The organism is uncultured Psychrobacter sp. (assembly GCF_947488565.1).
GTDB classification, from domain to species: Bacteria; Pseudomonadota; Gammaproteobacteria; order Pseudomonadales; family Moraxellaceae; genus Psychrobacter; species Psychrobacter saeujeotis.
In genome coordinates, this window is the sequence record NZ_CANKZC010000003.1 from 339,436 (window position 1) to 354,430 (window position 14,995).

Annotated in this window: 12 protein-coding genes; 11 read left to right on the top strand and 1 reads right to left on the bottom strand. The window is 42.5% G+C overall.

Features of this window, described 5'->3' with window-relative positions; genetic code table 11:
* Positions 1–91: 91 nt before the first annotated feature.
* Positions 92–481, bottom strand: a complete 390-nt coding sequence (locus tag Q0890_RS08585; protein WP_299219506.1) for a DUF2237 domain-containing protein — start codon at positions 479–481, stop codon at positions 92–94.
* 654 nt (positions 482–1,135) lie between these two features.
* Here Q0890_RS08585 and Q0890_RS08590 point away from each other — a divergent pair.
* From Q0890_RS08590 to der, 11 genes are all read left to right on the top strand, one after another.
* A complete protein-coding gene (locus tag Q0890_RS08590) occupies positions 1,136–2,461 on the top strand; it encodes an ATP phosphoribosyltransferase regulatory subunit (RefSeq protein ID WP_299219508.1) in 1,326 nt (441 codons plus the stop codon).
* 155 nt (positions 2,462–2,616) lie between these two features.
* Complete coding sequence (locus tag Q0890_RS08595; protein WP_299219509.1) at positions 2,617–3,906, top strand: adenylosuccinate synthase; 1,290 nt, start codon at positions 2,617–2,619, stop codon at positions 3,904–3,906.
* A 318-nt stretch (positions 3,907–4,224) separates the two neighbouring features.
* Positions 4,225–4,656: a nucleoside-diphosphate kinase gene (gene ndk / locus Q0890_RS08600; RefSeq protein WP_299219511.1), complete on the top strand. Its 432-nt coding sequence runs from the start codon at positions 4,225–4,227 to the stop codon at positions 4,654–4,656.
* Between the two features lie 366 nt (positions 4,657–5,022).
* Complete coding sequence (gene rlmN / locus Q0890_RS08605; protein ID WP_299219514.1) at positions 5,023–6,267, top strand: 23S rRNA (adenine(2503)-C(2))-methyltransferase RlmN; 1,245 nt, start codon at positions 5,023–5,025, stop codon at positions 6,265–6,267.
* A gap of 272 nt (positions 6,268–6,539) precedes the next feature.
* Entirely contained in the window at positions 6,540–7,469 is a 930-nt protein-coding gene (pilW, locus tag Q0890_RS08610) for a type IV pilus biogenesis/stability protein PilW (RefSeq protein WP_299219516.1), read from the top strand.
* Positions 7,460–8,296 (top strand): helix-turn-helix domain-containing protein, encoded by an 837-nt coding sequence (locus Q0890_RS08615; protein WP_299219518.1) that lies wholly within the window; start codon positions 7,460–7,462, stop codon positions 8,294–8,296. Before pilW ends, Q0890_RS08615 begins: the two co-directional genes overlap by 10 nt.
* Positions 8,297–8,397: 101 nt before the next feature.
* On the top strand, positions 8,398–9,513 hold the full coding sequence (gene ispG, locus Q0890_RS08620; RefSeq protein ID WP_299219520.1) for a flavodoxin-dependent (E)-4-hydroxy-3-methylbut-2-enyl-diphosphate synthase: 1,116 nt from the start codon (positions 8,398–8,400) through the stop codon (positions 9,511–9,513).
* A 124-nt stretch (positions 9,514–9,637) separates the two neighbouring features.
* Entirely contained in the window at positions 9,638–10,927 is a 1,290-nt protein-coding gene (gene hisS, locus Q0890_RS08625; protein ID WP_299219522.1) for a histidine--tRNA ligase, read from the top strand.
* A 93-nt stretch (positions 10,928–11,020) separates the two neighbouring features.
* A complete protein-coding gene (locus Q0890_RS08630; RefSeq protein ID WP_299219524.1) occupies positions 11,021–11,842 on the top strand; it encodes a tetratricopeptide repeat protein in 822 nt (273 codons plus the stop codon).
* A gap of 123 nt (positions 11,843–11,965) precedes the next feature.
* Positions 11,966–13,174, top strand: coding sequence for an outer membrane protein assembly factor BamB (bamB, locus tag Q0890_RS08635; RefSeq protein ID WP_299219525.1), 1,209 nt, complete (start codon positions 11,966–11,968; stop codon positions 13,172–13,174).
* Positions 13,175–13,523: 349 nt separating this feature from the next.
* On the top strand, positions 13,524–14,954 hold the full coding sequence (gene der / locus Q0890_RS08640; RefSeq protein WP_299219527.1) for a ribosome biogenesis GTPase Der: 1,431 nt from the start codon (positions 13,524–13,526) through the stop codon (positions 14,952–14,954).
* Positions 14,955–14,995: the final 41 nt, after the last annotated feature.

A 14,995-nucleotide genomic window follows, 5' to 3' on the forward strand; every position in this document is an offset into this window, starting at 1 on the left:
TTACTTTTATAAAATCTAAATGGCTACTTTCTATTCAAAATGGCCCAAATGAATTCAGCCTAGAAAAGCCCAACGATAAACCATGTCGATGTTATATCGCATAGCGTTTTAGAGTGTCAATATCGACCAGTGTTAACAAACTCTCATGGCAACCTTCTAGCTTCAATTTTGGTGCGATATCGAAATCTAATGCTTCAACCCAGCGTAGCGCACAAATACACCAATAATCACCAGGTTTTAGACCTGGAAAATTGTATTCTGGCAAAGGCGTGATTAAGTCATTACCACGGCTTGATGAAAAGTTTAAAAACTCACTGGTCATCTTGGCACAGACAGTATGCTGTCCAACATCATGATTGCCCGTATGACAAAAACCATTACGATAGTAGCCAGTAATAGGATCAAAGCAGCAGCTGGCAAGAGCAGTACCTAGTACATTGGTTTGATTAATAGCAGGGTTAGGGTGGTAGTCAGACGACATAAGGTCTCCGAAATTAAGTCATTATATAGAATGGGAGTTGGCAAGTTTTTGCCGTAGTTTGTTAGTTGTGTTTTTTGTAAGTAAACGTACTGGAATGGATTTGCTGTAGTCTCTGTAATGGCAGCAAGCGAAAAATTATACCAGTCACGTATGACTACTAATGTATCGACTTTATTTCGAGGTAATTATAGCCTGTCTACTAATAGCCTAAAACATAGGCTAGTGTAACATGGGTCTATTAAAAAGATGTAAATCGAATAATCCTTAAAAATTTAATAGATGGTAAAAATAATTACAAACGATAGTTTTGGCTGAGAATAAACAGTATTAAAGCAATAAGGTATTTATGACTATATAGAACGTATTGATATGAATTGTGACTAGGCGAACCCTAGTTGCTATGCTAAACTAAAACATAAAGTGCGCTGACCATTTACTATAATTAGCGTACAAAGATACTCGTCTTATCATCCTAACTTATACTTATTACTCACCCTTTTGCGGTTACCTAGTTTGTTTATAAATAATTGGGTCAATGGTGTTGCGTGTTAAAAATGTGTCAAAAACATACAATATTCATCGTTGATGTAAATATAAATCAAACCTTACTATGCCGCGTTTTTTGGTAAGCAATACGCCAAACAAGGATTTATTGTGTCTGTCAGTTCTTATTCAGCTGTACCCGTCCAATCACGTTCTGAAAATAATTCCACCTCTCAGCATGCTGATGATAATAGCGTACCCAATCATCTGTCTCATCTCAGTAATTTTCATCTTAGTAATTTTACCGCAGAAGTTGCTAATAACTGGCTACTACCTGATGGTGTGGTTGATGTATTATTTGAAGATGCGCAAAAGCAAGAAGTGCTGCGACATCAGTTGACTCAGCAGCTTATTACTCATGGCTATCAGCTGGTTAACCCGCCGATGATTGAGTTTACAGAGTCGTTGTTAAGTGATGCCTCAGAGGATCTCAAGCGTCAAACCTTTAAAATCATCGATCAGCTTACGGGTCGTTTGATGGGGGTGCGCGCGGATATTACGCCGCAGATTTTGCGTATCGATGCCCATCATGGCGGGACAGGTATTGCGCGTTATTGCTATGCAGGTGACGTAATTCATACCTTACCCTCAGGATTGTTTGGATCACGTACGCCACTGCAGTTAGGTGCTGAGATATTTGGTTGTGCATCGCTAAGTGCAGATTTTGAATTGATAGATGTGTTATTTACGATGGTCAATGACCTAAATATGAGTGCAGCTTTGCACATTGACTTGGGTCATGTGGCGATATTTAAACGGTTGGCTTTATTGGTTGAGCTGTCAGATAACGACACTAAGCAATTGATGCATTTATATGCCAACAAAAACTTACCAGAGTTAAAGCGTGTCTGCCAAACATTACCCATGGGTAGTGATTTTTATGCTTTAGCGCGCTTTGGTCACGACATGACACGGCTATTGGCGAAGCTGTCAGATACCGCGCAACAAGATACCGAGATTGTTACTGCAGTCGATGAATTACAGCGCTTAAAAACCCATCTACAAGAGCAGTGGAATTGTAATGTCAGTATCGATGTCACTGAGCTGTCGGGCTATCACTATCATACTGGTATTGTATTTAATGGCTATATCAACAGTGAAACTCAACCATTAGTACGTGGTGGACGTTTCGATGGTATGCAAAGTGGTGGTCACCTAACAAACAGCCAGCCACGTGAAGCCACAGGTTTTAGTATGGATGTCAGTCGCTTGTTAGCACATGTCGAACTGGCTGCTCCAGTGGTAGTGGTCGTTGATTATGCTGCAATTAACAATATGGATAGCGAACAAAGACAGACGCTACGTCAACAAGTTGATAGCTTACGCCAGCAAGGTTACCGAGTCACTGTACCGCTGGATATACATGACTGTCCTCAAGACGTCACGCATCGATTAAGTATCGTTGCCAACCAGTGGCAATTAACCGCTGTTGAATAAAGCTATTTTGTCAAAGAATCGTATCAAAAAATGGGTTTATCAAAAGACAGTATCGTCAAAAAGTATCATTTTTCGTTTAGTTTTAAATTGTTATCGTATGGCTGTTTGATAATGAACAGGCCATGCACCTTAATACATCATTGTAAGGATTAATTATGGGTAAGAATGTCGTAGTTTTAGGTAGCCAATGGGGTGATGAAGGTAAGGGTAAAATCGTTGATTTACTTACCGAAAAAGCCTCAGCAGTAGCACGTTTTCAAGGTGGCCACAATGCTGGTCATACGTTAGTTGTCGATGGCAAAACCACTGTCTTGCATCTTATCCCATCAGGTATCTTACGTGAAGGTGTAACCTGCTTTATCGGTAATGGCGTTGTACTAGCACCTGATGCTTTATTAAAAGAGATGAAAGCGCTTGAAAACAACAACGTGCCTGTACGTGAGCGCCTACGTATTTCACCTAACTGCCCACTTATCATGCCTTATCATGTGGCACTCGATCAAGCTCGTGAAGCAAAGCGCGGTACTGGTAAAATCGGTACAACAGGTCGCGGTATCGGTCCTGCATACGAAGACAAAGTTGCGCGCCGTGCGATCAAGCTTGCTGATTTGTTCCGTGAAGATCTAGAAGAAAAACTACGCAACCTAATCGAATATCATAATTTCCAGCTGACTCAGTACTATAAAGTTGACGCGATTGATTTTGATGAGACACTCAAGCTTTGCCAAGAGTGGAAAGAAGAGATTAAGGGCATGGTAACTGATGTCACTGAAGACCTCAATCAGCTGCGTTTGGCTGGCAAGAATTTAATGTTTGAAGGTGCACAAGGTACGTTACTTGATATCGATCATGGTACTTATCCGTTTGTGACTAGCTCAAGTGTCACGGCAGGCGGCGTATCTACTGGTACGGGTATTGGTCCATTGTATTTGGACTATGTACTTGGTATCACTAAAGCCTACACCACACGTGTTGGTAGTGGTCCGTTCCCAACAGAATTGTTTGACGATGTCGGTGCCCATTTAGCCAAAGTTGGTCATGAGTTTGGTGCAACCACTGGTCGTGCACGTCGCTGTGGTTGGTTTGATGCTGAAGCCCTACGCCGCGCCGTTGTACTGAACTCTATGTCAGGTATCTGCTTGACTAAGCTTGATGTATTAGATGGTTTAGAAGAGCTATTAATTGGTGTTGGTTATGAGCTACCAGAGACTGAATGTGCAGGCGCGCATGATGCTGAGTTTTATGAATCAGTAACACCAAAGTATGAGACGCTAGAAGGTTGGAGCGAATCTACTGTCGGTATTACCAACTATGATGACTTGCCAGAAAATGCTAAAAAATACATCAAGCGTATCGAAGCGTTGATTGGCTGTCCTGTTGACATTATCTCAACGGGTCCTGATCGCGAAGAGACCATCGTATTGCGTGATCCGTATGATGCTTAGATAAATAGAACAAACTATTGAATGACAAAACCCTAATGTCCAGCTAAGAGCTAGCATTGGGGTTTTTTATGAAAATTAATAATATTGGTAAATATACAATATATAGTATGTACCTTTTAACTTTTAGTAAGGCAAAATTTACGTTTCAGTAAGCTGGTATCATAATTAATCCTATCATTTATAGCGTCAATCATTATAATAGGCAACAATCACATGTCGAGGCTCAGATATACAAATTGGTAAATCTGAAATGCCTGAGTATTATAGTGATAATAAACGATTCAAACCCTTAATTTATAATTCTATTAGGAGCTTCTCATGGCTAACGAACGTACTTTATCTATCATCAAACCTGACGCAGTTGGTAACAACAATATCGGCGAAATCTACAGCCGCTTTGAAAAAAACGGTCTAAAAATCGTTGCTGCAAAAATGTTGCAACTTGATGATGAAAAAGCAGGCGGCTTCTACGCTGAGCACGCTGAACGTCCATTTTACAATGACCTAAAGTCATTCATGATGTCAGGTCCAGTATTGGTATCAGTATTAGAAGGCGAAAATGCCATCGCTAAGCATCGCGAAATCATGGGTGCAACCAACCCAAAAGAAGCTGCTGAAGACACTATCCGTGCTGACTTCGCTAGCAGCATCGACGAAAATGCGGTTCATGGTTCAGATTCAGCTGAGTCAGCCGCACGTGAAATCAGCTACTTCTTCAGCGATGATGAAGTTTGTGCACGTACGCGCTAATAGTTATTATTAATATCTGCTTATGATATTGAGCGTTAATCATTAGTATTGTAAGGACGGCTTATACTCAACTGGGTATAAGCCGTTTGCGCTATTACTAAACTTTTTTGTATTTTGTTGAATATGCTATTATTAACCAGTCTATGTTTAAGCTTATCGGTTGTTTTTGTTGAAATTTATTATTATGTCCCTCATTATTAATTCTCAATCATTTAATTAACGTTATCAATCCCTTATCAGTACATTGTCGCTGTAGATAATCATTTGTATTTTATAACTGACAAAGTTTGCGCTCATAGCGGATTGCTCAATGCAGCATTTAATTGTATTACTACGCTCATGGCTTAGGCCAAAAGGTTACTTATTATGTCAACTATTCAAGCTCCTACTCAGCACGTACCCAACAAGCGCACTGATAACATTAAGTTGGTAGATGAAGCGCAGGCAAGAACCAATCTATTAGGTATGACACAAGCACAGCTCGCTGATTACTTTAAGAGCATCGGTGAAAAGCCATTTCGTGCCACTCAAGTGATTAAGTGGATTTATCAGCACGGGGTGACTGATTTTGAGCAGATGACCAATCTAAGTAAGTCGTTGCGCGACAAGCTGTCTGTGCACGCCTGCGTAACCCCGCCAAAGGTTATTCATCGTCAATATAGTGATGATGGCACCCGTAAATGGGTGTTTGAGGTCACTGGGGGCTCATTGGTTGAGACGGTTCTTATCCCAGCAGATGATAGTAAAGCAAATGGCCGTAAAACGTTGTGTGTGTCTTCACAAGTCGGCTGTGCATTGGACTGTAGTTTTTGCAGTACAGGTAAACAAGGCTTTGAGCGTGATTTGAGCGTCGCTGAGATTATCGGGCAGTTGTGGGTCGCCAACGCTTCTTATATGGCAGACGAAAACGACAGCTTAGAAAACGTCGATCATGGCTTATGGGAGAACAACGTGACCAACGTTGTCATGATGGGCATGGGCGAGCCATTATTGAATTATAAACCAGTGGTCAGCTCGATGGAGCTTATGCTTAGTGATCATGCTTATGGTTTGTCCAAACGCCGAGTCACTTTATCGACGTCAGGTGTAGTGCCAAAGATGTATCAGTTAGCGAAGGATATTGATGTGGCTTTAGCCATTTCACTGCATGCACCCAACGATGAATTGCGTAATGAGCTGGTACCAATTAATAAAAAATATCCGTTAAGTGAGCTGATCGCTGCGGCAAAAAATTACGTCTATGACGTCAATCCGCGCCAAAAAAAACATGTCACGATTGAATATGTCATGTTAGATGGCGTCAATGACAGCAATGAGCACGCTGAGCAGATGGTTGCATTACTTGATGGTTTGCCAAGTAAAATAAACCTGATACCGTTCAATCCATTCCCGCATGCCCCTTATGATAAATCAAGTAATAATCGCATTCATGCGTTTAGTAATATTTTAAGCGAAGCAGGTTTTGTTTGTACCATTCGCCAAACGCGCGGTGATGATATTGATGCAGCCTGTGGTCAATTGGTTGGACAAGTCGCTGATCGAACCAGACGGTCAGCAGCATGGCAACAAAGCATTAAAGACCGCGATGCTAAGGGTAATGCTGCTGTCTAATGAATGATGGAGTGACGGCAATAGAGGCTCAGTCTAAGACAAGAAACAGATAGGGTTACGTTCCTATTGGTTTTAGTAAATAATATTTATAACCATAAAAATGCAGTCATAGTAACTAAATTGTACTTAAAGGGTCCAAATCCATTAAACTAATGGCTTATTGGAACTCTAGTATTAAATTTACAGTACTAAAACTCAGTTTTATAATGGCGGCTATGATAATGTTTGAATATTTTTGTCAATTTAAGACTCAGCGTAAAACGTCTTTAATAATGAAGGAGTCCTCAGTAGCGGGTGCTTATCAAAAAACAAACCATACTATCTCTGGTAATTTTGAGTCTAGTAACCTAAGGTCTGGAAGCCTAAAAAACCGGCTGATAGCTAGTGCAATCGCTACCTTATTACTAGCGGGTTGCCAAAGTACACCAACAGATGGCTTAACTGGAAGTACGCGTTATCAAACGTCTACTCAGCCAAGCGATATTCGTAACCTTGATAAGCAAGAGATCGCTCGCGTACGTACATCGCTTGCCGCGCAGTACATTCGTAAAAACGAGCTTGATACCGCGCAGCGTCAACTCGAAAAAGCTTTTGCTGCCGATAGCCGATACGCGCCAGCCTATGATATGATGGGCGTTTTGTTGCAGCAAGAGGGTAGCCGCCTCAATCTTGAAAAGGCCGATCAATACTTTAAAAAAGCCATCTCGCTTGACAAGGATTTTGATCAAGTGCGTAATAACTACGGTGTGTATTTATCACAGATGAAGCGTTATAGCGAGGCGGCAGAGCAGTTTGAGATTGCAGGTGCAGCACTTGGATATGAAGGACGTATTAGTGCACTTGAGAACCTAGGGCGCACTTACCTACAGTTGAATAACCATCCCGCGGCAGCCAAAGCATTTTTGCGAGCGTTAGATGGTAATCGTAATAGCTTGATTGCTCATATTGAGCTGGTTGATTTGTTGCTTGAGCAGCAGCGTGTACAGCAAGCACAACGGCTTTATGATGAGACTTTATTGCTTGTACAAGGTCAGGGTATTAGTCCGCGACTGCTTTTGCAAGGTATTAAGCTTGCCGCCGTTCAAAACGATAGAACCACGCGTCAACAATTAGCACAGCAGCTATTATCTGCTTATCCATTAAGTGATGAAGCAAAACAACTTAAGACTTGGCTTAACAATCCAGAGGCATCATGGAAATGAACAACCCATCATCAAATCATCAGTCTAACGCTCAGGGATCATTTGGTGCCACGCTGCAGCAAGCCCGTAAAAGTAAACAGATCAGTTTAAAAGAAGCTGCCAGTGAATTATTCATCTTAGAGCGTCACTTACAAGCATTAGAAGAAGAGGATTTTGCCGCTTTACCGCAAGTTACCTTTGCGCGTGGTTTTGTCATTAATTATGCAAAATTTTTGCAATTGGATCCCACAAAAATCGCGACAAGCTTCGATGCAGCGTATCCAGATGAGATGAGAGCGCAGTCGGTGAGTAACATTGATACACCGCTGCGCCCGATGGGAACCTTACAACGTGATAGTCGTAGCCGCATCCGCTTTAACCCGTTGTTGATTCTTGCAATTGTAGGTCTTATTGTATTGGCGGTATTTTTATTCCGTATGGTCACTAATGCCAGTCAAGATAATGCTACATCTACCACAGCCGTCGAAGACTTGTCAGCATCAGAGCAAGCTCAAGGGGCAGCGGTTGATACTCAGTATGATAGTACTGGTTTAGATGGTGTGGGTGCATCCGGTTCAGCACTTAATTTGGATAGTACTAATGATATCAGTGCGGTCACATTGGACGTTGAAATCATAGACACTACCAACGTAGATATTACGGATGCGTCTGGTAACAGTCTGATGTCAGGTAGCCAAACCAGTGGTAACTATAAACTGCTTGGTGCGCCGCCATTTAACATCCAAATTGATAATATCGACAATGTAAAATTATTACTTAATCAAGAGTCGGTTGCGTTAAATGAGTATGCAGCCGATAAACAAGCAAGCTTTGCGTTGGCGCCATAGTCATTTGATCGTTACAGGCTTAACAGCTTGTCATAGTAATGTTATGACCACTTTAAGATTGCTTATATTTTTTATCTTTTGTTCTTATTAAAGGATTCTTTATGTCCACGTCATCGCCTATTACTCGCCGTCCTACCAAAAAGATCTATGTCGGTGATGTCGCGATTGGCGGCGATGCACCGATTAGTGTGCAAAGCATGACCAATACAGACACTTGTGATGTAGCTGCAACAGTCGCTCAGATTGAGCGCTGCGTTGATGCTGGTGCTGACTTCATGCGCGTCTCGACTCCGACGATGGAGACAGTTGAAGCGTTTGGTAAGATTCGTAAACAGGTGAGCGTACCTTTGGTTGCTGATGTGCATTTTGATCACAAGATTGCCTTGGCAGTTGCTGAAGCAGGTGCAGACTGTCTGCGAATTAATCCAGGCAACATCGGTAGCGATGCTAAAGTGCGTGAAGTTGTGGCCTGCGCTAAACATCATAATATTCCAATTCGCATTGGGGTGAACGCCGGATCTTTAGAAAAGGACATTCAGCGTAAATATACTGAGCCGACGGGCGAGGCGATGCTTGAGTCAGCGATGCGTCATATCGATATATTGGAACGTTTAAACTTCGATCAATATAAAGTATCCGTCAAAGCGAGTAATGTGTTTTTGACGTTGGATGCGTATCGCTTAATATCGGCACAAATTGATAATCCGCTACATCTTGGTGTCACTGAAGCTGGGGTATATCGTACTGGCGCCGTCAAGTCTGCAATCGCGCTTGGCGGTTTATTATTAGATGGTATCGGTGATACCATTCGTATCTCTTTGGCAGCAGAACCAGAAGAAGAGATCAAAATCGGTTTTGATATTTTAAAATCACTCAATATTCGTTCTAATGGTGTAAACTTCATCGCATGTCCAAGCTGCTCTCGTCAAGAGTTTGACGTGATTAAGGTAATGACTGCGTTAGAAGCTCGTTTAGAAGATGTGCGTGAGCCCATGAATCTATCGGTGATTGGTTGTAAAGTGAATGGTCCAGGAGAGGCAAAAGAGTCCGACATCGGTATCGTAGGTGCAGCTCCCAAATCCCTGGTATACCGTATGGGTGAAAAAAGTCATCTTATCGATACCAATAATCTGGTTGATGAGATTGAGAGTATGGTACGTGCTCATGCAAGCGAGCTGGAAAAGTCACGTGAAAATGAAATTATTAGAGTTAAATAGATGATGCAACTCCTCATCGACCTGAATCTGTGAGTAGTAAATCATTAGTAAGCATCTAAGCGCTAGTAGTAACGATAATAACAATAGAGACAGTCGTTATAATATTTGAGGATATAACCGAATCATGATCAAAGCTATTAAAGGGTTTAACGATATTCTGCCAGAACAGGCAGCAAAGTGGCTACAACTAGAAGCTGTATTGGCAGATGTATTGGCTCGTTACGGTTACGAAAATATTCGCCTGCCCATCGTTGAGCAGACTGATCTGTTTGCTCGTGCTATTGGCGGTGCGACTGATATCGTTGAAAAAGAGATGTATAGCTTCGCTGATAAGTCTGAACCACCAACACCTCTGACCTTGCGTCCTGAAGGTACAGCAGGGGCAGTGCGTGCAGTGCTTGAGCATAACTTGCTACGCGGTGACACGCCAAAACTTTGGTATATCGGCCCTATGTTTCGTTATGAGCGCCCGCAAAAAGGACGCTACCGTCAGTTTCATCAGATAGGGGTAGAGAGTTTTGGTAGCGCGTTGCCAGATGCTGATGCTGAGCTGATTGCGATGACTCACCTGATGTGGCAAGAGCTGGGTCTCAAAGATGAGATGCGTTTACAATTAAACAGCTTGGGTGAAATCGATGAGCGCCGTGCCTATCGAGATGCTCTAGTTACTTACTTAACGGACAAGCAAGATCAGCTTGATGAAGACAGTAAGCGCCGTTTGACTACCAATCCGCTACGGATTTTGGACAGTAAAGAGCCAAGTACCCAAGCACTGCTTACTCATGCACCCAAGCTTGCTGACTTCTTAGGGACAGAAAGTAAGGTCCATTTTGAGCAAGTTCAAGCGTACTTAACGATGCTTGGTATAGATTACGAAATCAATCCGCACTTGGTTCGCGGTCTTGATTATTATAACAAAACGGTTTTTGAGTGGGTCACTGATAAGCTGGGTAGTCAAGCAACAGTCTGTGCTGGTGGGCGCTATGATGGTCTGATTGGACAGCTAAAGTCTGTCGGGGCACGTGACGACAAACCAGTTAAGTCTGAGCCTGCTGTTGGTTTTGCAATGGGTCTTGAGCGCTTATTACTGCTTATTGAAGCGGTAGCTCCTATGCCAGATATGTCAGTCTGTGACGTCTTTGTCGTTGCGCAGCCAGAAGTCTACGGGTTTGGTATCAATTATGCGCAAAAGTTACGTTATAGCCGTCCAGATTTGCGAATTAAGATGGCGAGTGCAACCAGTATGAAAGCACAAATGAAAAAAGCAGATAAATCTGGTGCAGCTTTGACAGTTATAATTGCACAACAAGAGCTTGACGATAATACAATTAGTATTAAAGATATGCAGACGGGCGAACAGCAGTCAGTTGCCCAAGATTGGCTAGCGAGCACAAAGAACTTTACACGTCTGTAGTTATGTTAGTAGTAGCGTCTGGTAGAATGACCAACGCTCACTCGCTGCTCAGCAATTAGATTTTAGCAACTAGATTTTATCAGGTAAATAAACATGGCTCAAAATACCCAGTCGCCTAATACAGACAACTCTATGCAAGCGCTAAAGCAGTATGGTAGCTACATTCTGACAGCTATTTTATTGGCTTTAGCCGGTTATTTTGGCTGGACATATTGGCAAGAGAATCACGCACGGGTAGATACCGTGGCGGCTGATCAATATGCAGATATCCAAAGACTTAACGAAGAGGTAAGTCTGGCAGCACAGAATCCAGATCTAGAGACTGAAGCGGCGGCAGCACTCGCTGCCAGTCGCGCTCAGCTAAATGATGATATCGATGCGTTAGTCAGTACACATGGCAAATCGGTTTATGCGTGGCAAGCTTTGATGATCAAAGCTCGTCAACAAGTCGATAGTGATGACTTTACGGGTGCGACTGAGACCTTAGAAAAGGCATTGGCCATAGATCTAGGAGACGCAGGTTTAAATGCGATCACGCGTTTACGCTACGCTGAGACATTGTTGTCAGCAGGGGACACAGATGCTGCACTATCAGAAGCCAATAATGATATGCCAAGCTCATTTGAGGCAAGCCAACAAGAGTTACTAGGTGATATTTATTTAGCAAAAAATGATGAAGATGCTGCTATTAAAGCCTATACTAATGCTTGGAGCCTGATTGGTAAACGTCAAGAAACTAGAGCAGTATTGGCATTAAAAATGGAGAGTCTGGGTATTGTACCTGAACCCATCGATGAACCTGCTAGTCTTATTCAAGCAGCTGCCATACCAGAACCAACAGCAGCGCAAAATGCCAGTGCAGATATTCAGAGTAGCGTTAACAATAGTAACGATTCTGACCAAGCAGCGCAGTAAATCCGTATTATAATCAACAATAATGTATATCGTAGACAATGATAATGCTACCTATGACAGCTTTTTAAGCCAGTAGCATAGTCCGTTGACCGATAGTTAATTTATTCGTAATGAGAGCAGACAATGACCCTATCTAATCGCTTCAGCAAAAAAACCAAAAATAAGACCATGAAGTCGACTGTCATGAACGTGGCGGCTTTGGCGCTGATGACGACTGCTGTTGTTGGTTGTAATCGCGGTATTAAGCCGGTGGTAAACGATCCAGTCGAATTGGTACAAATTGCACAACCTGTTAGCGTTCTGCAGCCAATATTTAGCGTCGACGTTGGTAACAAGAAAGCCAGTAAAAAAGACCCGCTTGCCTTACAAGTTGGTTATAGTAATGGGCAAACTGTTACAGCATCACGTGGTGGTGAGTTGACAGGTTTTGATAATGCAGGTCAGCGTTTATGGTCTATCAACGTTGATGAGCAAATTACTGGTGGCGTAACAATAGATTCATTAAGTCAGACTGCTATTGTGAGTACACGCAGTGGTTTGGTAATGGCTTTTGATAGCACAACTGGTGCTAAGCGTTGGCAAAAACAGCTGTCAGGTTCAGTGCTGACGCCTGCGCTGGTCAGCAACAATCGAGTCATTTTATCTGCCAATGATGGTTTCTTACACGGTTTATCTTTACAAACAGGTCAGTCAATCTGGCAATTTGCCACTCAAGTACCAGCTATTAGCGTACGCGGTAGTGCAGCGCCAACACTATTAGATGACAAAACAGCATTACTTGCTACTGCTGATGGTCGCCTTCATGCTATTACGATTGATAATGGCTTGCCGCAGTGGTCAAGACGTGTTGGTGTCGGTGCTGGCAGCAGCGAAGTTGAGCGCATGAGCGATGTTGACGGTATGCCTGTTGTTGACAATAATCAGCTATATGCTATCAGTTATAGCGGTCAATTGCTAGGGATTGATTTAGCATCACGCCAAGTCATGTTCGTGAATGAATTGGCCAGCTTAAAATCACTTGCCGTAAATGATCAGCAAATCATTGCCACCAGTTTAGAAGGTAGAGTTGTCGCTTACGACCGTAATAATGGTAATGTGTTGTGGGAGAGTGAAGCGCTTGCTTATCGTGACCTGACGAATCCTGTGATGATTGGTAATTACATCGCTGTTGGTGATCTTGAGGGCGTCGTGCATTTGTTTAATCCTGCAAACGGCGATATTGTAAGCCGAGTGCAAACTAAAGGTGCGTTGACCGATCTACAAGTGCAGGGCAATCGCTTAATGACGCAAAGTACTTCTGGGCAAGTAGCCATATGGCAATTGGCTCGTTAAGTAGCAATATATGGTGCTACTTTGGCTGACTTTTATGCCATTAAAAGGCCTTATTAAATAATAATCTTTGATAAAGATATTAAGCAATAAGGCTATGCTATGACGTTTAAACGCTGCTTTGTCAGCGTTTAATGCCTTGTACAAATAGCGCGTTTAGCGTACTCTATGCGCCTTTATGATAAGGGCAATTATTTACAGTTAATGTGCTGTTTTTTCTATTAATCCATCATCTATCCCATTAAAAGACTATTATCTTTTATAATAGGTTCTTTGTCTTCATCATTCATTTAAGTTTGCGGTCATATGACACCTATTTGTTGTTATTACTGACCATTATTGAGAGTAACGCATGAGTATCAAGCCCGTGGTCGCGCTAATTGGTCGCCCCAATGTAGGTAAATCTACTTTATTTAATCAGTTTACTAAAAGTCGACAGGCTTTGGTTGCGGATCTGTCCGGTTTGACTCGTGATCGTCAATACGGTGATGCTACCTATGAGGGCAAATCGTTTATCGTAGTAGATACTGGCGGTATTGGTGAGGCCGATGATGGTAGAGGCGATATTGATGATTATATGTCTGAGCAGTCGCATACGGCAATTCATGAAGCTGACATCATCGTATTTGTGGTTGATGCACGTGCTGGTATGATCGGCGCTGATGCAGAAATTGGTAAGTTTTTACATACTCTAGGTAAGCCTGTATATGTTGTCGCCAACAAAGTCGATGGGACCCATGATTCGGCCTCTGCAGAATTTTATGCATTAGGGTTAGGCGAGCCTTACCCAATGGCTGCCAGTCATGGTCGCGGTGTCGGTAACTTACTAGAAGTTATCACTGCCGATATGCCAGAAGATGTCGATACAGGAGAGCCGGATGGTCTTAAACTGGCTATCATTGGGCGTCCAAACGTAGGTAAATCGACTTTGGTTAACCGTCTATTGGGTGAAGACCGAGTCGTCGTCTTTGATATGCCTGGTACCACACGTGATAGTATCTATATTCCTTATAAACGTGATGGCAAAAATTATGTATTGATTGATACTGCTGGTGTACGCCGCCGCGGCCGTATCGACGAAAAAGTAGAAAAATTCTCCGTCATCAAAACTTTGCAAGCGATTGAAGACTCTAATGTTACTGTCATCGTGATCGATGCACAAGAAGGTATCGTCGATCAAGACCTTCATATGATCGGTTATGCACTTGATGCAGGTCGAGCATTAGTCGTTGCGATTAATAAATGGGATGGGCTGACTCACGAGCAAAAAGACTATATCAAAATTGAGATGGAGCGTCGTTTTAACTTTATACCCTACGTAAAAGTGCATCTAATATCTGCGCTGCATGGTACTGGTGTCGGGAATCTGTATCCTTCTATTTTACGCGCCTATCAGTCCTCGATGTTTGAGGTATCTACCAACCGCTTAACACAAATATTGCAAGATGCAGTCATTGCAAACCCGCCGCCAACTGTTGGTGGTCGCCGTATCAAACTGCGTTACGCTCACATTGGTGGTCATAACCCGCCCGTTATTGTCGTTCATGGTAATCAAACAGGGTCGTTGCCTAAAAGCTACCAGCGTTATCTTGAAAACCAGTTTCGCCAAGTGTTTAAGCTTGAAGGTACGCCGCTTAATGTCGTCTTTAAGCTCAATGAAAACCCTTATGCTAATAAGAGTGACACGCCAACTAAAGCCAAAGCTCAGCAGTTGCTACAGCGTCAACGCAATCGTAAGCCAAAATATTCAAAAAGTCATAGAAAAACGGATAAAAAACGATAGTTGAGACCTTTAAAGATTTCTACAATGGAAGTCTTTAAATT

Coding starts and splice junctions, on each gene's coding strand:
- hisS (WP_299219522.1), top strand. CDS start 9,638: ATGATCAAAGCTATTAAAGGGTTTAACGATATTCTGCCAGAACAGGCA.
- pilW (WP_299219516.1), top strand. CDS start 6,540: ATGAAGGAGTCCTCAGTAGCGGGTGCTTATCAAAAAACAAACCATACT.
- Q0890_RS08615 (WP_299219518.1), top strand. CDS start 7,460: ATGGAAATGAACAACCCATCATCAAATCATCAGTCTAACGCTCAGGGA.
- ispG (WP_299219520.1), top strand. CDS start 8,398: ATGTCCACGTCATCGCCTATTACTCGCCGTCCTACCAAAAAGATCTAT.
- Q0890_RS08585 (WP_299219506.1), bottom strand. CDS start 481: ATGTCGTCTGACTACCACCCTAACCCTGCTATTAATCAAACCAATGTA.
- ndk (WP_299219511.1), top strand. CDS start 4,225: ATGGCTAACGAACGTACTTTATCTATCATCAAACCTGACGCAGTTGGT.
- Q0890_RS08595 (WP_299219509.1), top strand. CDS start 2,617: ATGGGTAAGAATGTCGTAGTTTTAGGTAGCCAATGGGGTGATGAAGGT.
- Q0890_RS08630 (WP_299219524.1), top strand. CDS start 11,021: ATGGCTCAAAATACCCAGTCGCCTAATACAGACAACTCTATGCAAGCG.
- bamB (WP_299219525.1), top strand. CDS start 11,966: ATGACCCTATCTAATCGCTTCAGCAAAAAAACCAAAAATAAGACCATG.
- der (WP_299219527.1), top strand. CDS start 13,524: ATGAGTATCAAGCCCGTGGTCGCGCTAATTGGTCGCCCCAATGTAGGT.
- rlmN (WP_299219514.1), top strand. CDS start 5,023: ATGTCAACTATTCAAGCTCCTACTCAGCACGTACCCAACAAGCGCACT.